Genomic DNA, 20,745 nt, shown 5'->3' on the forward strand with positions numbered 1-20,745 from the left:
GAATCTGTTTCATTGGTTGCCGATGCTTCGTGCCTCAGCATGACAGCATATTCAAGGTTTTGCAATAAAAAAGTATGCCGTTCCAATCAAGTTTATATAAGTTAAGATAGCAGTTCTTTTGTAAATTCTGTTCCATACAAACTGCCTAAATATCTTTTCGTTGTTTGAGAAAAATGTATATTAGTTTGTCTAATCTTTATAAAATATGAAACTGAAGCTTGCCATTTACAGTCTATTCTTTGTATTTTCTTTGAGCATGGTTGAGGCTCAGGAAAAAACTTCAGCTCAAAAAACACCTATAATGGGTTGGTCGAGTTGGAATAATTTTCACGTTAATATTTCCGAAGATATTATTAAAGCTCAGGCCGATGCCATGATTTCGCTAAAATTAAAAGAGTCAGGCTATAAGTTTATCAATATAGACGATGGCTTTTTTGGAGGAAGAAATGATAAGGGCAAATTACAGTATCACAGAAAACGTTTTCCAAATGGAATGAAATCTTTAGCCGATTATATTCATGCCAAAGGACTTAAGGCTGGAATTTATTCTGATGCAGGGATTAATACTTGCGCATCAGAATGGGATAAAGATACAATCGGTGTAGGCTCGGGATTATACGGTCATGATGAAGCCGACCTGAAATTAATGCTTAAAACATGGGGTTACGATTTTATAAAAATAGATTGGTGGCGAGAAGTTAAAATTGGATGAAGAACTTCGCTACAGGCAAATTGCCACTCAAATAAAAGCTATAAAACCCGATGCTGTATATAACATTTGCCGTTGGCAATTCCCTGGTAAATGGGCGGTAGAAATAGCAGATTCATGGCGAATTTCGGGCGACATAAATAACACTTTCAAATCTGTTATGGGCATTGTAGATTTAAATGCCGATTTGTGGAAATATAGTTCATCTGGTCACGTAAATGATATGGACATGCTGCAAGTTGGTCGTGGAATGAGTTACGATGAAGACAAAACCCATTTTACGATGTGGTGCATTATGAATTCGCCCTTATTATTAGGCAATGATTTACGAAATGTATCAAAAGAAACCCTATCAATTATTACTAATAAAGACATTATTGCGCTAAATCAAGATGCGCTTGGTTATCAAGCCCGTAGGTTAAGTAAAGAAAATGGCTTAGAAATTTGGGCAAAACCTTTAACATCAACCATGAGCGGCGAAGTAGCTGTAACGCTTTTAAACAGAACAGATAAACCAGTTTTTATAAGTTTTGATGTTGATAGCTTAGGTATAAACGTAGGTAATGGTTATATTTTACGAAACTTATGGGATGCAAAAGACCAACCTATATCAAAAGCTAAAACACAAAGTTTCGAGGTTCCAAAACATGGTGTTGTCGTTTTGAAAATCATTGGAAAATCCAATCCTTTCAAAATATTTCAAATGTCAAAATAAAAAACCAACCGCAGATACACACAGATTTTTTGCCACGGAAACACTAAATTAATGGAAAATTTAGTTCTCTAAAATGCAGATTACATCTGTGTTTATCCTGTTTATCTGTGGTTAATTTATTTAAACCATCGTTTTCTTCCACTTACCCTTTTTAAATAAAATAAATGCTGCAACTGCAATGCCAGCCTCAGCAGTTGGGATGGCAATAAAAACACCTGTTGGGCCCATTTCTAAATATTTCGCCAAGAAGTAAGCCAATGGAATTTGGAATAACCAGAAAGCGAAAATATTTATTTTTGTTGGCGTCCATGTATCGCCAGCACCATTAAAAGCGCTGCTAAAAACCATCGCCGAACCATATATAACGAAACCGATACTTAAAATTTTTAGCGCACGACTCGCAATCTCAATTACTTTTACGTCAGATGTGAAGAACGATGCAAACAGATGACCGCAGGTTAAGAACACAATGCTTACCACAGCCATAAAAATGATGATGTATTTTAAGGTTTGGAAAACCGATTGTTCGGCTCTATCGATATGACCAGCACCCAAATTTTGACCGACCAATGTCGCTGCTGCATTACTCAATCCCCATGCAGGTAGTAAAAAGAACATCATTAATCGAAGTGCCGTTTGATAACCTGCCGAACCCTCATCGCCGCCTGTGGTTGCCACTAATTCAGCTAAGAATACCCAACTACAACTTGCAATTACAAATTGAAAAATAGCAGGAGCCGCAATTTTAACAATGGCTTTAATTTGTTCAAAATCAGGAATGAATTGATTAATCCGAATCTTTAAAGCGTTTTTGCCGTTGAATAAATTATAGACTTGATAAGCTACACCCAAACCTCGACCGATTGTTGTTGCGATTGCAGCACCCGTTAAACCAAATGCAGGAACTGGTCCGAAGCCATTGATGAAAATAGGGCAGAGGATGATGTTCGCAATGTTGGCAATCCATAAACTTCGCATGGCGATTGCAGCGTTACCCGCACCTCTAAAAATTCCGTTGATTAAAAATAACAGAACGATAATGATACTTCCGCCCATCATAATTCGAACGAAAGTCGTTCCATGGTCTGCAGTTTCTGTTGAAGCGCCCATTAATAGAAGAATGTCTCTGGCGTAAATTAATCCAGCAATGCTGATTAAAATATTCACGGCAACTGCAATTACGATGGTTTGCATCCCTGCTTTTGCCGCTGCTTCAGGATTTTTCTCGCCGATTCTGCGGGCAACTACAGCAGTTGCTGCCATACTCAAACCAATAGCAAGTGAATAAATAATGGTTAAAACCGATTCTGTTAAACCTACGGTTTGTATGGCGTGGCTGCTGTTTTCTAAATGACCAACGAAATATAAATCTACTAATGCAAAAACTGATTCCATTGCCATTTCCAACATCATCGGAATGGCTAATAAAATAATTGCCCTTTTAATACTGATTGAGGTTAAATCAACTTCGTTACCTTTTAACGATTGTACAAGTACATCAAAAAAAGATGATAGTTTGCCCTGTGTCTTTACTGACTGTGACATAAAAAATATATTGAAAATGTGATGAATAAACCAGGAGATATGCGGCTAACTGCAAATATCTGAAATTGAAATGGGAGGGAATCCTCAGTTATTTAAAACCTAAAACGGATTGCAGATACTATCATGGTTCTGTTCTTTTTGATAGGACAAAGATAAATAAATTTTCGAATTGTCAAATTTTGATGACTGATTTTTAAGGTGTTGATTAAATTATTTGCCACGGAAACACGAAAGAACACGGAATTTCACTTAAACATTTTAATCGCATGCTGAATAAATGCAGTACTACAAGATGTCTGTGGGTTTGTCATTCTGAACGCAGTGAAGAATCTCCAAGCGATGAAATCCAGCCGCCAATTTACCCACGAAAAAAGTGTACAATATTTTAGGACAGAACAACTAGGTTGCGGATTCTTCGTGCCTCAGAATGACAGCAATATTAAAAATTGTCATCGGTTTAGCCATGCATTTTTAAAATGCTAACCTCTCAGCAAGACCGCTACGTTAATCTCATCTATACACTATACGCTTTAATCATTTCTTCGGTCACTTTTGTTCCGCGGCTGGTATTTAAATCAATTAGTACATAATCGAAAATTCCATCGGAAGCTACTTTCCCAGTTTTCTTATTGATGATTTCGAACTGAACTGAACAACCTTTATCATGCATTGTTAAAATACCTGTTCTAATTATCATTAAATCATTCATCAAAAGAGGGCGTTTGAAGTTAATATCGACATGGCTTACCACCCAGCCTAAACCTTGTTTGGTAAAATGTTCCCAAGGCATTCCATAGAATTTTTCCATTTGCTCGTAACGGGCCGCCAATACATAATCGAGGTATTTACTGTTATGTACGTGGTTAAACATGTCTATATCATCAGGACGTACACGTAATTCGCTTTCGAAAATGCTAAATTGATTCTTTTCCAAGGGTAAATGTTTTGTACAAAAGTAGGGTTTTTAATATTAGATGTATTTTAAGTTTTTGTGTAATTTTAGGTTGTGGGTAGATTGAAAATATATAATTCTGATATTGACAAGAAAGAAATCAAAAGAAGTCGGGAAGTAAAATTCTTATCTCTTTCTGCACAAGATAGATTTTTTGAATTAATCAAACTCAATGAATTAGCTGTTTTAATGAATGGAGGAAAACCTCTCAAAGCCCCTCAGGGAAAAGGAATTGTGATTAGAAGAAGCGCTAGATAAAAGCTAAGTTTCTTTCACAATCCTGAGTTTCTAGACCCGACTTAGCGGAAATCCTTTTAAAAATTGCAGCAACCTTGAATATACTGTCATTCTGAGGAACGAAGAATCTGCAACATATGAAACAAATTCTTCGTGCCTCAGCAATCCAGAAGTTTTTAAAAGATTTTAGCGAGGGCGGGAGTGTGGTAACCGATTAAAACTGAACCTTGCTTTTCAACCCCCTAAATCCATTAAAGCGGACTTTTAACTATCTGGTAATTACACTTGCTAATAATTAAAAATAGCTTTATCTTTGCGCCACAATTAATTAATTTTTTATTGCTTTAATATTATTCAAGAATGTATTTAAGTCCAGAGAAAAAAGCTGTAATCTTTAAAGAACACGGCGAAGTAGAAACCAACACTGGTTCTGCTGAAGGTCAAGTAGCGTTATTTACATACCGTATTGCGCACTTAACAGAACACTTAAAGAAAAATCGTAAAGATTTCTCTACTCAGTTGTCACTTCAAAAATTGGTAGGTAAACGCCGCGGTATTTTGGCTTACCTATACAAAAAAGATATTGAGCGCTATCGTGCTATCATCAAAGCTTTATCGCTTCGTGATATCATTAAACAAAAATAAGCGTAATTTTATCAACAAGAGCCATTCTTTAGGGAATGGCTTTTTAATTTTCATTAGCTTTACAACAGGTTATTGAAATTGCGGTAAACCTAAAGTTTACCTTAGTTTGCAAAAACAAAAACATATATAAACAACGGTGTGTAGAAAGAGGAAAACACACCATAATTCTATTTAAATGAATGTAATAAAAAAATCGTTCGATTTGGGCGATGGCAGAATTGTAGAAATCGAAACTGGTAAATTGGCTAAACAAGCTGATGGTTCGGTTGTGGTAAAAATGGGCGATACGATGTTGTTAGCAACTGTTGTATCTACTGTTGGTGCTAAACCAGGTACTGATTTTTTACCTTTATCGGTTGATTATCAAGAAAAATATGCGGCTACGGGTCGTATTCCAGGTGGCTTTTTACGTCGTGAAGCAAGATTATCTGACTATGAGGTTTTAATCTCTCGTTTGGTTGATAGAGCTTTACGCCCAATGTTCCCAAGTGATTATCACTCTGATACGCAGGTGATGATTTCTTTAATCTCTGCTGATAAAGATATTATGCCAGATTGTTTGGCAGGTTTAGCAGCATCGGCTGCATTATCAGTTTCTGATATTCCTTTTAACGGTCCTATTTCTGAAGTACGTGTTGCAAAAATTGATGGCAAATTGGTAATCAATCCATTGGCTAGCCAATTAGAGCGTGCAACTTTAGAGTTTATGGTTGCTGGTTCTGCAAACGATATAGGCATGGTTGAAGGTGAGTGCGACGAAATTCAAGAAGATGAAATGGTTGAGGCTTTAAAATTTGCACACGCTGCAATTAAAGTTCAATGTGCTATTCAGATTGAATTAACTGAAGCTACTGGCAAAACTGTGAAACGTGAATATAACCACGAAGACCATGATGCTGATTTAAAAGCTAAAGTTTATGCTGATACTTACGATAAAGTTTACGCTGTAGCGAAAGCTGGTGGCAATAAAGATGTTCGTAAAGATGGTTTCACAGCTATCATTAACGATTTCTTCGCTGCAATGCCAGAAGATACTGCAGATTTAACTAAAGCAATGGCTAAACATTATTACCATGATGTTCAGTACGATGCAATTAGAAATCTGTTATTAGATGAGGGCATTCGTTTAGATGGTCGTAAGACTACTGAAATTCGCCCTATCTGGAGTGAAGTTGGTTATTTGCCTGCTGCTCACGGTTCGGCAGTATTTACACGTGGCGAAACGCAATCGTTAACATCAGTTACTTTAGGTAGCAAAGATGATGAGCAAATGATTGATGGTGCTTTCTTCAACGGTTACAACAAATTCTTATTACACTATAATTTCCCTGGTTTCTCAACTGGAGAAGTTAGACCAAACAGAGGTGCTGGTCGTCGTGAAATTGGTCACGGAGCTTTAGCGCAACGTTCGTTGAAAAAAGTATTGCCACAAGGTGAGGCAAATCCTTATACTATACGTATCGTTTCTGATATTTTAGAATCTAACGGTTCATCATCAATGGCAACTGTTTGTGCTGGTACATTAGCACTTATGGATGCAGGTATTAAAATCAAATCGCCAGTTTCTGGTATTGCAATGGGTTTAATTACTGATGAGAAAACTGGTAAATATGCAATCCTTTCTGATATTTTAGGTGATGAAGACCATTTAGGTGATATGGACTTTAAAGTAACTGGTACTGAACATGGTATTGTTGCTTGTCAAATGGACTTAAAGATTAATGGCTTATCGTACGAAGTTTTAACAAAAGCTTTATTACAAGCTAAAGATGGTCGTTTACACATCCTAAACGAGATGAAGAAAACGATTGCTCAGCCTAATGAAGACATGAAGCCACACGCTCCACGTATTGTTTCTATCACTATTGAGAAAGAATTCATTGGCGCAATTATCGGCCCTGGGGGTAAAATTATCCAAGAAATGCAACGCGAAACTGGTGCTTCAATCTCTATCGAAGAAGTTGATGGTAAAGGTATCGTTGAAGTTTTCGCTGATAATAAAGCGGCTATTGATGCTGCAGTTACCCGTATTCGTAACATCGTAGCTAAACCAGAAATTGGTGAAGTTTACCAAGGTAAAGTAAAATCAATTATGCCATTTGGTGCATTTGTTGAGGTTATGCCAGGTAAAGATGGTTTATTGCACATCTCTGAAATTTCATGGGAACGTTTAGAAACCATGGACGGTGTATTGAAAGAGGGTGATAAAATCGAGGTTAAGTTATTAGACATCGATAAACAAGGTAAAATGAAACTTTCTCGTAAAGTTTTATTACCAAGACCAGAAAAACCAGCTGCGCCACAAGCGTAGAAAAAAGTCCGAGGACGGAAGTCCGAAGTCGGGAGATATTTAAATCAGCCCTTTCAGTGTAAAACTGGGAGGGTTTTTTTGTGAATGCCTAGTGATTTGCTTTATGTTAAATCAGGTTTTAACCACATCGTCATGCTGAATTTATTTCAGCATCTTTTTCGCTATTAAGACCCTGAAATAAACAGCGTAGCTTTCTTGAATGCCATTAAAGATATAAAAGCAAATGAAAATTCAGTGTGGCGGCCATCTTAGTTAGAAATATAATAACCAATCAAAAAAGGAGAGTAGATAATCGAATCCTGTTGGTTTAACTATTTTATTTTAACGCCATTTTTGTAAACTTCTTCGCTGACAATTTTGCCTTTTTCATCTTTACAAATCCTGTTTCCCTCTTTGTTGCCGTTTACATAAGTAGATTCGCACTTTGGTTTTCCGCTTTCGAAAAAGCTTTTCCAATTTCCCTCTTGTTTATCGTTACGATAAGCACCCTGTTGTGATATACCTCCGTTGTTGAAGTATAGTGTATAGTTTCCCTCTAATTTATCATCTACATAAACGCAATTTTCATTCAGCTTACCATCCTTAAAAAACTTTTTAAAGGTACCCTCTTTTAACTCTGCAAAATCGCGATAAACATAAAATTCGTCGGCCTCTAATATTCCATTTTCGTAAAAATATTTCCATTCACCATTTCGTTTATCTTTTGTGAAATTGCCTGTGGCTTTCAATTGTCCGTTTTCGAAGTAATAATTGGCAATTCCCTCTCTTTTACCTTTTTTCCAATTTTCGATTAAGCTGGGTTTTCCATTGCTATAAAACTGTTTGCAAGTTCCCTCTTGTAATCCATCTTTCATGCCGCATGGCTTTTCTTTTTGTGCAAGGGCTAGATTAGAAACAAAAAATAGGATGATTATGGTTAAATATTTTTTCATGTTTATTGGTTTTTATCTCGAAATGGTTTAATTATGTAATAATATAAATACAATTTTAAAAAACAAATTCTGTACCTAACTTATGAAAAAACTGCAAATCATTATTCTATCCCTAATCATCACATCCACTTTTTTAAATGCAAATGCACAAAAGGCAGCCTATTATCCGCAGGTTCCTTTTGATTCGCTACAAGCTAAAAGTATGCTGGCGTTAGGGACGTCGAGTATTGAGGGAGTTGCCATTACAGGACCAAAAACAGCTCTTGGTTACAGAGCACCGCTGGCTCCTAAAATTAAAGCAGCAAATGTTCAGGTAACTTTGTTTCCTGTAACAACCTATTTTGAAGAATGGTATCAATTGAGGAAAAAGGAAGAGAACAAAAAAACAAATGTCTTTATGTCGCAAGAGGCTTTTCGTTGGCGCATCACCGTTCAAACTGATGAATATGGCCGATTCAAATTTGCCAAAATGAAACCTGGTAAATATTTTATTCAAGCAATTGCGGGCTACACAAAGTCTGGCACTACGCCAGTTTACCGCGGTAGTGGTTACAATAATTATGGTGGCAGAACAGATTACTATGAGTATCAGGATTATACTAATAATTACACCGACAGACTTGAAAAGTTCGTAGAAGTTACCAGAGACGGACAAGCCCTCGAAATTAAACTGAAATAAAATTTAAACCCTTTCATTTTTACTGAAAGGGTTTTTTGTTGAGATATAATTAAGTTTGAAATGATTTTGTAACTTGCATTGTTACGATTATTGTTTAACCAATTCGTCATTGCGAGGAACGAAGCAATCTTTTTACTCTTAACTAATGCATTAAGATTGCTTCGTTCCTCGCAATGACGACAAAATAAATTAAATGAAATACATCATTGCCCCATCCATACTTTCTGCCGATTTTGGCAATTTACAACGCGATATCGAAATGATTAATCAAAGTGAGGCCGATTGGTTTCATGTTGATGTAATGGATGGTATTTTTGTGCCAAATATTTCTTTTGGTTTCCCTGTTATGGCAGCTGTTAAAAAACATGCTACCAAGCCTTTGGATGTTCATTTAATGATTGTGGAACCTGATAAATTTATTCCTGAATTTGCCAAGGCAGGAGCAGATAGAATTACAGTTCATTATGAGGCTTGTACGCATTTACATAGAACAATTCAATTGATAAAAGCATCTGGATGTAAAGCTGGCGTGGCGCTAAATCCGCATACCCCAGTTACTTTGTTGCAAGATGTCATTGAAGATTTGGATTTGGTTTTGATTATGTCGGTTAATCCAGGTTTCGGGGGACAAGCTTTCATTCATAATACTTACAAGAAAATTCAAGATTTAAAACGCTTGATTCAAGGTGTTAATGAAGAACTAATTATTGAGGTTGATGGTGGCGTTGGTTTACAAAATATAGCTACCTTAGTATCGGCAGGTGCTAATGCTTTCGTGGCTGGGAATGCGATTTTTGCTACGGATAATCCAACGGAAACGATTTCTAAGATGAAAAATTTAATAACCACAGGTATTAGCATTTAACCACAGATAAGAAAGGATGAACACGGATTTGGAATTCATGACAATTACTATATCTCAAGTGTGAATCGTTGATTTTTCAAAATAAAATATCTGTGTTTATCTGTGTGCATCTGTGGTAAAAATTAACTTAATCCTCTACGCTAACCAATGCTCAAATTTCGGCTAATCCTTTTCCTTTTAATTGCGGGTTGCAGCTTAGCGATTGCTCAACCATTGGTTAGGGTTTCAGGAATAGTTTATAGCGAAGAAAAATTACCGTTATCGCAGGTTACAGTTATTGTTTTAGATCAGGCGCAATCTACCGTGACTGATGAATTTGGCGTTTATACCATCTACTCAAAATCAAAAACTTTCAGTATTAAATACTCTTTGCTCGGTTACCAACCGCAAACGCTGAAATTTAATGAACGTTCGGGTGCACGAATTACACAGCAAGTTAATTTGGTGGCCAATATAAATGAGCTGGAACAGGTTAACATTACGAATAAACAGAATCAGCTAAGCAATACCACTACGATTAATATTGCAGATATCGCTTCGATGCCTTTGGTTTCAGGGAATTTTGAAACAATGCTCAAAACCTTGCCTGGGGTATCTACAAATAATGAATTAAGTGCCCAATATAGTGTTCGAGGTGGAAATTTCGATGAAAATTTGATTTATATTAACGATGTAGAAATTAACAGGCCAGTATTAATTCGGAACGGACAGCAGGAGGGATTGAGTTTTATAAATTCTGAATTGGTAAGTAAGGCTAAATTCTCTGCAGGTGGCTTTGAAGCTAAATATGGTGATAAACTCTCATCAGTTTTGGATATTAGGTATGATAAACCAGATAGCAATCAAACCATTTTAAGCACCAGTCTTTTAAATACATCGCTGACCGCAAAACGAATTTTCAAACGAAGTTTTCTGCTGGCTGGATTACGATATAAAAACAATTCGAGTGTGCTTATTAAACAGGATGAAAAAGGAAGTTATAGTCCGAATTTTGCTGATGCGCAATTGATGTATCAATATGATTTCTCGCCAAAGTTTAACATTAGCGTATTGGGAAATTTGAATTTAGGTCAGTTTAAGTTAGAGCCTACAAACCGTGAAACACAATTTGGAACGTTAAGTACTACTTTACGTTTAAATGTTGATTATACTGGCCAGGAAATTGATGATTACCAAACTTTAGGAACGGCAGTAACCGCAACTTATTCGCCAAAGCCAAATTTGGTTATCAAATTTATCAACAGCTACTTTAATACCATCGAAAGAGAACGTTTTGATATTGATGGAAGATATGTTTTTGATGAAGTTGATAATACTTTTTCTGTTGAAAATTTTGGCCCGATTACGAAAAATAGGGGCATAGGAAGTTATTATAATTATGGTCGTAATAGCCTAAATACGCAGATTTTTGCATCTGAAATTAAGGTCGACCAGAACTTTAATAATCATGTTTTTTCCTGGGGATTGAAGTTCGATAAATCTAAATACGATGACCGTTTAAATGAGTATAACTACACTGATTCAGCTGGATATATTTTGCCAAATAATTCTAAAAATATTGTATTTCAGAATGTAATTAATGTAGAAAACAACATCGATATTAAGAACTACAGTGCTTATATTCAGGATAGTTACTCGCTTTCAAATTATGCAGAACTTCAATTGGGTGCTCGTGCAACTTACAGTTCTTTAAGTAAACAATTACTGATTAGTCCGAGGATGTTGATTGCTTACCGACCGAATTCGAACAATAAAATTTTAAGGTTTACTGCTGGTGTTTACAAACAACCACCATCTTACCGAACCATTCGCGATTTTACAGGGAAGTTGAATATTAATCAAAAAGCACAGAGTTCTTATAATACTTCTATAGGGTATGATTATGCCTTTGACGCTTTCGGAACACGTTTAAAGTTTACATCTGAAGCTTATTTTAAATATTCGGACAGGCTGATTCCTTATAAAATTGATAACCTTAGGATTAAATATTTGGCTGATGAGGTTTCGAGAGGATATGCTTACGGGGCGGATTTTAGTATTGGCGGGGAGTTCGTAAAAGATTTGGTTTCTTATTTTCGTATGTCGGTTATGCACGCCAACGAAGATATTATTGGCGATAGTTATGTTCAAAATGGCGAAACCATTTATCCTGGTTATTTAAAGCGCCCAACCGACCAAAGGGTAAATTTCTCTATCTTCTTTCAGGATAGATTGTTGAATAGTCCGACTTATAAAGTACACCTTAATGCTTTGTATGGTTCGCGTTTGCCAATTGGTCCGTCGCAAACGCCAAGATATTTAGATAAGTTTTATGTTCCATCGTATAAAAGGGTAGATATAGGTTTTTCAAAGGATTTTTTGGATGATGCAGCATTGCATAAACCTAAGTTTTTAGATAGAAATTTTAACTCGGTTATTCTGTTTTTCGAGGTTTTTAATATGTTGAACATTGATAACACAGTCTCTTATTTGTGGCTGAAAGATGTTGATAATGTACAGTATGCGATTCCTAATTATTTAACAGGACGACAGTTTAATTTGAAATTGATTGTGAAGTTGAAGAATTGACCAAGATTATAGGATTTTGTAACATGGCAACTATATATCCGTTGGTTGAAACCAACGGTAATGAGTATTCGTTTTGCTTATAAATTATGCTGTTCATTGCAGTCTGCTTTAGCTGACTGTTTCTTTAATTGGCGATTGAGGCTTTAGCCAAATTATACAACTTGTACGGAAAAACATCCTAAGAATTACATACCCTGAGTAATCTAAACCCGACAAAAGCGAAAATACTTTTTGTTTTAGCAACGCTAAATATATTGTCATGCTGAGGCACAAAGCATCTGCAACCGATGAAACAGATTATTCATTTATGAATTATTTTTTTTTAGGAATTCATGCTTGCTTCGCAGGTCTTCGTTCCTCAGAATGACAGAAGTTAACAAAAAAGATTGAAGCGGATGGCGGGACTGCTGAAACCCAAGAACCACTTTTTTTGCTTTTCAAATAATTTAAATCTTCAAAATTAGGTTAATCGTTTTAATTGCAAAAAAGGCAACAAAACTGTTAATTTCCGCTTAATTTTTAACAAAATTTAATTTTTTATGATACGATTTTGTAGGCAGAACTGCTTTAAAAATTTTACATTTACGGCATAATCATTTATATAATAAGATGAAGCATAATTTTGGCGCAGGCCCTTGTATTTTACCTCAAGAAGTGTTTAAACAAGCTGCACAGGCAGTTTTAGATTTTAACGATGGATTATCAATTTTAGAAATTTCGCACAGAACAACCGAATTTGAGGCAGTTGTTGCTGAAGCCGATAAGTTGGTAAAAGAGTTATTAAACGTGCCGTCGGGTTATTCCGTTTTATTTTTACAAGGCGGTGCAAGTTTGCAATTTGCAATGGTTCCAATGAATTTATTAGGCGATGGACAAACGGCAAGTTATTTAGATACAGGCGTTTGGGCAACCAAAGCATTAAAGGAAGCTAAATTTGTAGGTAATGTTAATGTTATTGCATCTTCCAAAGATTCGAACTACACTTTTATTCCAAAGGATTTTGAAATCCCTGCTGATAGTGCATATTTCCACTATACTTCGAACAATACGATTTACGGAACTGAACTTTTTGAAGTTCCAAAAACGGATGTTCCTGTAGTTTGTGATATGTCATCGGATATTATGAGTCGTGTGATTGATGTTTCGAAATTCGATTTGATTTATGCGGGTGCACAAAAAAATATCGGTCCTGCAGGATTAACGATTGTGATTGTAAAAAATGATGCATTGGGTAAAATCGACCGTAAAAATCCATCGATGTTAAATTATCAATCTCATATTGATAATGATTCGATGTATAATACGCCTCCAGTTTTTTCTATATATGTCGCTTTATTAAATCTTCGTTGGTTAAAATCGAAAGGTGGCGTTGCTGAAATAGAAAAAGAGAATAAGCAAAAAGCTGAAGCACTTTACAGAGAAATAGACCGTAATCCTTTGTTTAAAGGAACTTGTGCCGTTGAGGACCGTTCTAGAATGAATATTTGTTTCGTAATGGAAAATCCTGAACTGGAAAAACCATTTTTGAAATATGCTGAAGATGAGGGGATAGTTGGTATTAAAGGACATAGAAGTGTGGGCGGTTTCCGTGCATCGATGTATAATGCGTTGCCAATTACGAGCGTACATGCTTTAATTGATGCGATGCAAGTATTCGAAGAGAAACAAGCAAAAGCAAATTAGTTTAAATTTTAACAGATAATTGATTCGCATTTTAATCTGTGCAATCAATTTAATCAGTGAAATCATTTATTATGATTAAGATATTAGCAAACGATGGAATTGACCCTATCGGAAAAGAATTATTAGAAAAAGCAGGTTTCCAGGTGGATACGGAAACTATTGCTCAAGACCAACTAGCCGAGGCTTTAAAAAAGTACGATGCCATTACGGTTCGTAGTGCAACAAAAATTAGAAAAGAATTAATTGATGCCGTTCCAAACATTAAATTAATTGGTAGAGGTGGTGTTGGTATGGATAATATTGATGTTGAATATGCTCGCAGTCAAGGTGTTGCAGTAGTAAATACTCCAGCGGCGTCTTCATTATCAGTTGCAGAGTTAGTGTTTTCTCATTTATTTACTGGAATTAGATTCTTACAAGATAGCAACCGCAAAATGCCGGTTGAGGGTTCAACGCAATTCAATAACCTTAAAAAAGCTTATGCTAAAGGCACTGAATTAAGTGGTAAAACTATCGGTATTATTGGTTTCGGTCGTATTGGTAGAGCAACTGCAAAAGTAGCTTTAGGTTTAGGAATGAACGTTTTAGCTTACGATTTATATCCATCAGAATCTGAAATTACTTTAGAATTTCAAGGTGGAAAATCAGTAAGTATTCCAATTAAAACGGTTTCTTTAGATGAAGTTATCGCTGGTAGCGATTTCTTCAGCTTGCACACGCCATTTGCTGATAAACCTATTTTAGGTGCTGAAGAGTTCGCTAAAATGAAAAATGGTGTTGGTATTGTAAATTGCTCTCGTGGTGGAACGATTGATGAGCATGCTTTAATTGAGGCATTGGATTCTGGAAAAGTTGCATTTTCTGGTTTAGATGTTTTTGATAACGAACCTACGCCATTGGCAGCAATTTTAACTCATCCGAAAATCTCTTTAACACCTCATATTGGCGCATCAACTAACGAAGCACAAGAACGTATTGGTACGGAACTAGCAACTTTGATTATTGAGCATTTTAAGAAATAAATCAATTTCTCGTCATTGCGAGGCACGAAGCAATCTTAAAGCGATTAGTGTTTAATTCTAGAGTTACTAACTTTTAAAAAGTTAGTAACTCTTATATTCTGTTCAAACCTTGTAGGTTTTCAAAACCTACGAGGTTTATATCTTCAATCCAAAGCTTTCGTTAGCACCCAATAACGATAACCCAATATCGCTTTCTGAAAATTTGTCAATTTATTTGGGTCTTTTTTAATTAGGCTGGGTAAAATCACATTGTTAATTTTAACCAAAGTTTTAAACAGTGCTTTTATCATAGCTTTTAAGTTTTTTATTGAAGAAATAAAATCCACCAGCCATTACCAAAAGCAAAAATGCAATAATATAAAAGGATAAACTTCCATTATTTTTTTTGGCTAAATCGTTGGACAATTGTTCATTGTGGTCTTGCAGTTTCTTGATGGTTTGCCTGTAATTTTCAATTCTTTCTTCTGAATTATCAGCCACAGCCACTTTTTGTTGATTTTCTAAGTCTTTATAATCCATCAAAACTTTCAACTCTTTAAAAATATTATTGTCGGTTAATACCACCTGACGAAGAATTTCATTTGAGTTTTTGATATCTTTTTTGGTTTGCCAACCGAATATTCCAGTGCGTTGATTTAGACTTTCATCATACTGTCCAAACCCCGAACTGCGTTCGGCAAGCAATGAATTTACTTTAACACGTTGAGCCGCAAAAGAGGCTGTATCTTGCTGTGCGAAAACTTGAAAATTTATAAATAGGAGGGAGAGCAAGTAAAAATATTTTTTCATGATGTATAAACGTGAAAAGAGTAGAAGTTGTTTGGATTTGAATTACGTCCTTTGCGAGGCACGAAGCAATCTTAAAACGATGGGCTTAGAGCGAACGCATTAAGATTGCTTCGTGCCTCGCAATGACGACCGCTCTTATAGGTCTGGGAAATTAATCTTTTAGCTTTGGTCTTTCAGCTTTTTAAGGATGAAATTCAACCCGAACAATATCACCTAAGTGCAAACCTAATAAACCACTTGCTTTGCCTTTATTAATCGCGATTTCAAGGTGGTTACTAATTCCGAATAGACAAAGTTTTTCACCCTCTTGAACTTCGTTGTAATGCCAGCTTAATTGAGTAATGGTTTCGCTTTTTCTGAAGTATAAAGTGAAGTCGCGATTCTTTTGGATTTTGGTAAAAAGGTCTTTCGTGATATTGGTAATTACGTTACAAAAAGTATCGATATAAACAACACTCCCTCGAATGATATCACGTTCGATAACAGGATGTAAAAGCATCTTTTGCTCAATCTCTGCTACAGGTAAACCAATGTCTTTTAAGCGACCGCCTTTGGCTAAATGCGTTGCTGCTTTTACAAAAATATCAACCAAAGGAAAATGAAGATATTTCAAATCCTGCATAATATTTAGCTCAACAACATCTTCAGGAACATCATCAAAAAGTAGGGAGAAAATACCATTATCGGCACCAACAAAAAAGTGGTCGCGGTGCTTAATGGCGATATATTTTGTGTTTTCACTATACACAGAATCGATTCCAATCAGGTGTACGGTATTTTTCGGGAAATAAGGATAAGCGTTCTTTAATAGGAATGCGGCATAAGAAATATTGAACGATGGAACCTCATGGGTAATATCAACAATATTAACATTAGGCATAAGACCCAACAGACTACCTTTAAGGGCACTCTGGTAAAAATCTTTCGAACCTAAATCTGTTGTTAAAGTAATTATCCCCATTAAAAATTCATTATTATTGCTTATTCTTGCGTAGAGGCATAAGCGTCTGCAAATATTCAAATTTTAATTAATATACCCCGATAACTTTTTAAAATACTACAGTTTGAACGAATTAAAATTAACTCTGGATACCGTAAATCCCGCTCACTTTTGGGGGGCTAATAACGAGAATTACGAAATGATTAAAGGTGCTTTCGCAAAATTAAAGATTGTTGCGAGGGGCAGCGGAGTTACCGTTCTAGGTGATGAACAGGAACTTAAGGCTTTCGAAGATAAATTTAACCAGTTGGTTGCGCACATGGAAAAATATAGTGCAATGAGCAATAACGATGTTGAATCTATTTTGGGTGCTAAAGCAATTGGTGTAGAGAAAAAATCTGAAGCAGACCCGTCAGGCGGCGGTGGAGAGGTGATTGTTTTTGGTACAAACGGATTACTGGTTAAAGCCAGAACGGCGAATCAACGTAAAATGGTTACCAGCATTACCAAAAACGATATTCTGTTCGCCATTGGCCCAGCTGGAACGGGTAAAACTTATACTGCAGTTGCTTTAGCTGTTCGAGCATTAAAGAATAAAGAAATTAAGCGTATAATTCTAACTCGTCCGGCGGTGGAAGCAGGGGAGAACCTTGGTTTTTTACCTGGCGATTTAAAAGAAAAAATCGACCCGTATTTGCGTCCGCTTTATGATGCCTTGGATGATATGATTCCTGCGGAAAAGTTGAAGTTTTATATTGAGAACCGAACCATCGAGATTGCACCATTGGCTTTTATGCGAGGCCGTACCTTAGATAATTGTTTTGTTATTTTAGATGAAGCACAAAATGCGACCGACATGCAGTTAAAAATGTTTTTAACGCGTATGGGTCCAACAGCTAAGTTTATTGTTACTGGTGATGTTACTCAAATCGATTTACCTAAGAAGCAAATGTCAGGTTTGTTCAATGGCTTAAGAATTTTAGAAGATATTAAAGGTATCGACATTATTTATTTAAGTGGAGAAGATGTTGTCCGTCATAAATTGGTGAGAGATATTTTGAAAGCTTACGGAGATATTCAATAAGTCAGGTGTCCGAAGTCAAAATGCAGATTAGACTTTGCTAAGATGGCCGTCACCCTGAATTCATTTCAGTGCCTTTATAGCAGGATAGATGCTGAAATAAATTCAGCATGACGATGAGGATAGGGTATACATTATCTATTATCTTCTTATAAAACTTCAGTTAGATTTAATTTTATGGAAACCATTAATCTTCAAAACGATTTAAACCTTTCTTTTGAAAAGTTGCCGCATACCATAAGGTTAATCATTTCAAAAAATAATGAAGAATGGGTTTGTAGAAAGGAAAAGCTTAAAAAGCTATTTTCTTTTGCTGAAGTTGATAAAGAACGTTTGTTTAAAGGTAGACTTCAACTATTAAAAAGTGATGATAAAATTGATATTCAAGTCAAGAGTGAACTTATTGGAGCAATTTCCAATGAAGCCTTTAAAAAAGCTTTAAGAAAATTAAAATAATTTAGACCTCGTAGCTCCCTAACTACGGGGTTTTTTATTTATACATTTTATCTGCCGACTTCTCTCTTCCGACCTCGGACTTTCCGACTTTTTTATTTATTTTTATCCCCTCATGAAAGCACTAAAAGAAACCCATTTTAATTTTCCAAATCAGAGTAATTTTTATAAAGGTAAAGTACGAGATGTTTACACTATAGCCGATAAATTTATGGTAATGGTAGTATCAGACCGTATTTCTGCATTCGATGTAGTTTTGCCCGAAGCCATTCCTTTTAAAGGTCAGGTGTTGAACCAAATTGCTGCAAAATTCTTATCTGCTACACAGGATATTGTTCCAAACTGGGTCTTAGCTGTTCCCGACCCGATGGTTACAATCGGTCGCATTTGCGAACCTTTTAAAGTTGAAATGGTAATTAGAGGTTATTTGGCTGGTCATGCTTGGCGTGAATATAGCGCAGGCAAACGTTCGGTTTGTGGCGTTTCCTTGCCCGATGGATTAAAGGAAAATGATAAATTACCTCAACCAATTATCACACCAACCACAAAGGCATCAGTTGGGCATGATGAAGATATTTCTAAAGAAGCTATTTTAGCTAAGGGAATCGTTTCATTATTAGATTATGAAAAATTAGAAGAATATACCTTTGCTTTATATCAGCGTGGAACCGAAATTGCTGCAAAAAGCGGTTTAATTTTGGTTGATACAAAATACGAATTCGGTGCTGCTGATGGTATGATTTATTTAATTGATGAAATTCACACACCAGATTCTTCTCGCTATTTTTATGCTGATGGATATCAGGAACGTCAAAATGCAGATGAGCCACAAAAGCAACTTTCTAAAGAATTTGTAAGAAAATGGTTGATTGAAAATGGTTTCCAAGGCAAAGATGCTCAGGTTGTTCCGGAAATGACACCTGAAATTGTAAATTCAATTTCAGAAAGGTACATAGAACTTTACGAACAGATTGTTGGCGAAAAGTTTATAAAAGCAGATGCTGATGAGATTTCAAACCGCATTGAAAGTAATGTCATACAGGCAATTCAAACGCTTTAATCTAAAGAAATTTTATACATTAGTAGAATTAAGAATAGAAGCAATGAAATTTTCAGTAGATAAACACGAAAAATATGTAACCTTAAAGTTAAAGGAACCTAAGTTTACAAACGATAATTCACCAGGATTAAAGTCTGAGTTGTATTTGCTTAATGCCGAGGGTTTTAAAAATATTATTGTTGATTTAAGTCCGGTTAAGGAGTGTGCTGATGCACAAGATTTAAGTTGTTTATTGGTTGGTGATAGACTTTGCAAATCGGCAGGTGGCTTATTTATCGTGACAGGTATTAATGATCAACTGGCACCAATTATAGAACTTTCAAACATATTTCAATCTGTAACGTTTGTTAATACATTAGCAGAAGCAACCGATTTTATCTTTATGGATGAATTGGAAAAAGAATTCAGAGGCGATAGATAATTACATTTAAATAAAACTTAGGCCTCGTAGTTTCTAAAAAACCTACGAGGCTTTTTATATATCATGATTATGAAATTTGAGGTTACAATTTTAGGAAGCAGTTCGGCAACGCCTGTATTTAACAGGAACCCATCGGCACAGCTTTTAAATTGTAACGAGAAGTTTTATTTAATCGATTGTGGAGAAGGAACGCAACAACAACTTACAAAGTACAACCTAAAAGCCGCACGAATTGATTATATTTTCATTAGCCATTTACACGGTGACCACTATTTTGGCTTAATTGGTTTACTTTCAAGTTTGCATTTAAATGGCCGAATTAAACCAATGCAAATATTCGGACCGAAACCACTTTTAGAAATTTTAGAAATTCAATTCAAATACTCAGACACCACTTTAAGATACCCACTTGAGTTTTTTCCAATTGAGGCAGACGAATCAAGGCTGATTTTTGAAAACAGTGATCTAATGGTTAAAACGATCATTCTTAATCATCGGATCCCTACAACTGGTTTTATCTTTCAACAGAAGCAAAGACAACGCAAGCTGATTAAAGGGAAAACTGATGATATTCCAATGGCTTATTACACGGCGTTGAAAAAAGGGGTTGATGTGGAGTTACCAGATGGTGAAGTTTTAAAGAGTGAAGATTATACTACCCCAGCGGATTTACCGAGGTGTTATGCTTATTGTTCTGATACCATGTTTGACGAGCGGTATTTCGAAACCATTAAAAATTGCAATACGCTTTATCATGAGGCAACATTTATGCATGAGCTTTTGGATCGAGCAAATGAAACCCATCACACAACTGCTTTACAGGCAGGACAAATAGCCAAAATTAATGGCGTTGAGAAATTATTAATCGGACATTTCTCCTCTCGTTACAAAACGCTTCAGATGTTATTGGAAGAAACCCAGTCGGTTTTTGAATACACAGAACTAGCGGTTGAGGGTAGAACCTTTCAATTGTAACTCAAAAGAATTTTCTAAACCTTATTGCAGCGGTATCCTTTTAACTTTTTCTGTTAAAAGATTTAGCGGAAAGAAGGACCAAACTTTAATATTTGTATTCCAGTTGCTTTTCTAAATATTTAAAACGAAAAAAGCCTCGCAATTTAAATAATGCGAGGCTTTA

The 20,745-nt window shown here is 35.7% G+C and carries 20 protein-coding genes; 15 read left to right on the top strand and 5 right to left on the bottom strand.

Features of this window, described 5'->3' with window-relative positions; all coding sequences use genetic code 11:
* The first annotated feature begins 205 nt into the window (after nt 1-205).
* Together EZ449_RS23170 and EZ449_RS23175 are read left to right on the top strand one after the other, a co-directional pair.
* Nucleotides 206-712, top strand: a complete 507-nt coding sequence (locus tag EZ449_RS23170) for an alpha-galactosidase (protein WP_225872360.1) — start codon at nt 206-208, stop codon at nt 710-712.
* Complete coding sequence (locus tag EZ449_RS23175) at nt 705-1,424, top strand: alpha-galactosidase (RefSeq protein WP_225872361.1); 720 nt, start codon at nt 705-707, stop codon at nt 1,422-1,424. The genes EZ449_RS23170 and EZ449_RS23175 overlap by 8 nt, the downstream gene beginning before the upstream one ends.
* Nucleotides 1,425-1,544: 120 nt before the next feature.
* Here EZ449_RS23175 and EZ449_RS17785 read toward each other — a convergent pair whose 3' ends face one another.
* Both EZ449_RS17785 and EZ449_RS17790 read right to left on the bottom strand, forming a co-directional pair.
* Nucleotides 1,545-2,969 (bottom strand): MATE family efflux transporter, encoded by a 1,425-nt coding sequence (locus EZ449_RS17785; RefSeq protein WP_131561398.1) that lies wholly within the window; start codon nt 2,967-2,969, stop codon nt 1,545-1,547.
* 514 nt (nt 2,970-3,483) lie between these two features.
* Nucleotides 3,484-3,903, bottom strand: coding sequence for an acyl-CoA thioesterase (locus tag EZ449_RS17790; RefSeq protein WP_131561400.1), 420 nt, complete (start codon nt 3,901-3,903; stop codon nt 3,484-3,486).
* Between the two features lie 81 nt (nt 3,904-3,984).
* On the opposite strand from EZ449_RS17790, the gene EZ449_RS17795 reads away from it, so the two are divergent.
* From EZ449_RS17795 to pnp, 3 genes are all read left to right on the top strand, one after another.
* Nucleotides 3,985-4,179: a hypothetical protein gene (locus tag EZ449_RS17795; protein WP_131561402.1), complete on the top strand. Its 195-nt coding sequence runs from the start codon at nt 3,985-3,987 to the stop codon at nt 4,177-4,179.
* A gap of 339 nt (nt 4,180-4,518) precedes the next feature.
* On the top strand, nt 4,519-4,803 hold the full coding sequence (rpsO, locus tag EZ449_RS17800) for a 30S ribosomal protein S15 (RefSeq protein WP_055913898.1): 285 nt from the start codon (nt 4,519-4,521) through the stop codon (nt 4,801-4,803).
* 175 nt (nt 4,804-4,978) lie between these two features.
* Nucleotides 4,979-7,114, top strand: coding sequence for a polyribonucleotide nucleotidyltransferase (gene pnp / locus EZ449_RS17805; protein ID WP_131561404.1), 2,136 nt, complete (start codon nt 4,979-4,981; stop codon nt 7,112-7,114).
* 311 nt (nt 7,115-7,425) lie between these two features.
* On the opposite strand, the gene EZ449_RS17810 is transcribed toward pnp, so the two are convergent.
* Nucleotides 7,426-8,046 carry a toxin-antitoxin system YwqK family antitoxin gene (locus EZ449_RS17810; protein WP_131561406.1) on the bottom strand — a complete coding sequence of 207 codons (621 nt, stop codon included), beginning with the start codon at nt 8,044-8,046 and terminating at the stop codon, nt 7,426-7,428.
* 82 nt (nt 8,047-8,128) lie between these two features.
* On the opposite strand from EZ449_RS17810, the gene EZ449_RS17815 reads away from it, so the two are divergent.
* From EZ449_RS17815 to EZ449_RS17835, 5 genes are all read left to right on the top strand, one after another.
* A complete protein-coding gene (locus tag EZ449_RS17815) occupies nt 8,129-8,725 on the top strand; it encodes a hypothetical protein (RefSeq protein WP_131561408.1) in 597 nt (198 codons plus the stop codon).
* Nucleotides 8,726-8,918: 193 nt separating this feature from the next.
* Nucleotides 8,919-9,590, top strand: coding sequence for a ribulose-phosphate 3-epimerase (gene rpe / locus EZ449_RS17820; protein ID WP_131561410.1), 672 nt, complete (start codon nt 8,919-8,921; stop codon nt 9,588-9,590).
* A 147-nt stretch (nt 9,591-9,737) separates the two neighbouring features.
* Entirely contained in the window at nt 9,738-12,158 is a 2,421-nt protein-coding gene (locus EZ449_RS17825; protein ID WP_131561413.1) for a TonB-dependent receptor, read from the top strand.
* Between the two features lie 609 nt (nt 12,159-12,767).
* Entirely contained in the window at nt 12,768-13,841 is a 1,074-nt protein-coding gene (serC, locus tag EZ449_RS17830; protein WP_131561415.1) for a 3-phosphoserine/phosphohydroxythreonine transaminase, read from the top strand.
* Between the two features lie 71 nt (nt 13,842-13,912).
* On the top strand, nt 13,913-14,863 hold the full coding sequence (locus EZ449_RS17835; RefSeq protein WP_205943031.1) for a D-2-hydroxyacid dehydrogenase: 951 nt from the start codon (nt 13,913-13,915) through the stop codon (nt 14,861-14,863).
* A gap of 270 nt (nt 14,864-15,133) precedes the next feature.
* Here the strand turns inward: EZ449_RS17835 and EZ449_RS17840 are convergent, their stop codons facing one another.
* Complete coding sequence (locus EZ449_RS17840; protein ID WP_131561417.1) at nt 15,134-15,652, bottom strand: hypothetical protein; 519 nt, start codon at nt 15,650-15,652, stop codon at nt 15,134-15,136.
* Nucleotides 15,653-15,833: 181 nt separating this feature from the next.
* On the bottom strand, nt 15,834-16,613 hold the full coding sequence (locus EZ449_RS17845) for an SAM hydrolase/SAM-dependent halogenase family protein (RefSeq protein ID WP_131561419.1): 780 nt from the start codon (nt 16,611-16,613) through the stop codon (nt 15,834-15,836).
* Between the two features lie 103 nt (nt 16,614-16,716).
* Here EZ449_RS17845 and EZ449_RS17850 point away from each other — a divergent pair, with 103 nt between their 5' ends.
* The 5 genes from EZ449_RS17850 to EZ449_RS17870 all read left to right on the top strand — a co-directional run bounded on the left by EZ449_RS17850 (nt 16,717) and on the right by EZ449_RS17870 (nt 20,582).
* A complete protein-coding gene (locus EZ449_RS17850; protein ID WP_131561422.1) occupies nt 16,717-17,676 on the top strand; it encodes a PhoH family protein in 960 nt (319 codons plus the stop codon).
* Nucleotides 17,677-17,850: 174 nt separating this feature from the next.
* Nucleotides 17,851-18,129, top strand: coding sequence for a hypothetical protein (locus tag EZ449_RS17855; protein WP_131561424.1), 279 nt, complete (start codon nt 17,851-17,853; stop codon nt 18,127-18,129).
* Nucleotides 18,130-18,241: 112 nt separating this feature from the next.
* Entirely contained in the window at nt 18,242-19,186 is a 945-nt protein-coding gene (locus tag EZ449_RS17860) for a phosphoribosylaminoimidazolesuccinocarboxamide synthase (RefSeq protein ID WP_131561426.1), read from the top strand.
* A 43-nt stretch (nt 19,187-19,229) separates the two neighbouring features.
* Nucleotides 19,230-19,607 (top strand): STAS domain-containing protein, encoded by a 378-nt coding sequence (locus EZ449_RS17865; RefSeq protein ID WP_131561428.1) that lies wholly within the window; start codon nt 19,230-19,232, stop codon nt 19,605-19,607.
* 69 nt (nt 19,608-19,676) lie between these two features.
* The gene (locus EZ449_RS17870) at nt 19,677-20,582 is read left to right on the top strand and encodes a ribonuclease Z (protein WP_131561430.1); all 906 of its coding nucleotides are present in this window, start codon (nt 19,677-19,679) and stop codon (nt 20,580-20,582) included.
* Nucleotides 20,583-20,745 lie beyond the last annotated feature (163 nt).

It is taken from the genome of Pedobacter frigidisoli, assembly GCF_004331675.1.
Classification (GTDB): Bacteria; Bacteroidota; Bacteroidia; order Sphingobacteriales; family Sphingobacteriaceae; genus Pedobacter; species Pedobacter frigidisoli.

Excerpts from the sequence above, each read along its gene's own strand:
- EZ449_RS23170 (WP_225872360.1), top strand. The coding sequence starts at position 206 with ATGAAACTGAAGCTTGCCATTTACAGTCTATTCTTTGTATTTTCTTTG.
- EZ449_RS17785 (WP_131561398.1), bottom strand. The coding sequence starts at position 2,969 with ATGTCACAGTCAGTAAAGACACAGGGCAAACTATCATCTTTTTTTGAT.
- rpsO (WP_055913898.1), top strand. The coding sequence starts at position 4,519 with ATGTATTTAAGTCCAGAGAAAAAAGCTGTAATCTTTAAAGAACACGGC.
- pnp (WP_131561404.1), top strand. The coding sequence starts at position 4,979 with ATGAATGTAATAAAAAAATCGTTCGATTTGGGCGATGGCAGAATTGTA.
- EZ449_RS17810 (WP_131561406.1), bottom strand. The coding sequence starts at position 8,046 with ATGAAAAAATATTTAACCATAATCATCCTATTTTTTGTTTCTAATCTA.
- EZ449_RS17815 (WP_131561408.1), top strand. The coding sequence starts at position 8,129 with ATGAAAAAACTGCAAATCATTATTCTATCCCTAATCATCACATCCACT.
- rpe (WP_131561410.1), top strand. The coding sequence starts at position 8,919 with ATGAAATACATCATTGCCCCATCCATACTTTCTGCCGATTTTGGCAAT.
- EZ449_RS17825 (WP_131561413.1), top strand. The coding sequence starts at position 9,738 with ATGCTCAAATTTCGGCTAATCCTTTTCCTTTTAATTGCGGGTTGCAGC.
- serC (WP_131561415.1), top strand. The coding sequence starts at position 12,768 with ATGAAGCATAATTTTGGCGCAGGCCCTTGTATTTTACCTCAAGAAGTG.
- EZ449_RS17835 (WP_205943031.1), top strand. The coding sequence starts at position 13,913 with ATGATTAAGATATTAGCAAACGATGGAATTGACCCTATCGGAAAAGAA.
- EZ449_RS17840 (WP_131561417.1), bottom strand. The coding sequence starts at position 15,652 with ATGAAAAAATATTTTTACTTGCTCTCCCTCCTATTTATAAATTTTCAA.
- EZ449_RS17845 (WP_131561419.1), bottom strand. The coding sequence starts at position 16,613 with ATGGGGATAATTACTTTAACAACAGATTTAGGTTCGAAAGATTTTTAC.
- EZ449_RS17855 (WP_131561424.1), top strand. The coding sequence starts at position 17,851 with ATGGAAACCATTAATCTTCAAAACGATTTAAACCTTTCTTTTGAAAAG.
- EZ449_RS17860 (WP_131561426.1), top strand. The coding sequence starts at position 18,242 with ATGAAAGCACTAAAAGAAACCCATTTTAATTTTCCAAATCAGAGTAAT.
- EZ449_RS17865 (WP_131561428.1), top strand. The coding sequence starts at position 19,230 with ATGAAATTTTCAGTAGATAAACACGAAAAATATGTAACCTTAAAGTTA.
- EZ449_RS17870 (WP_131561430.1), top strand. The coding sequence starts at position 19,677 with ATGAAATTTGAGGTTACAATTTTAGGAAGCAGTTCGGCAACGCCTGTA.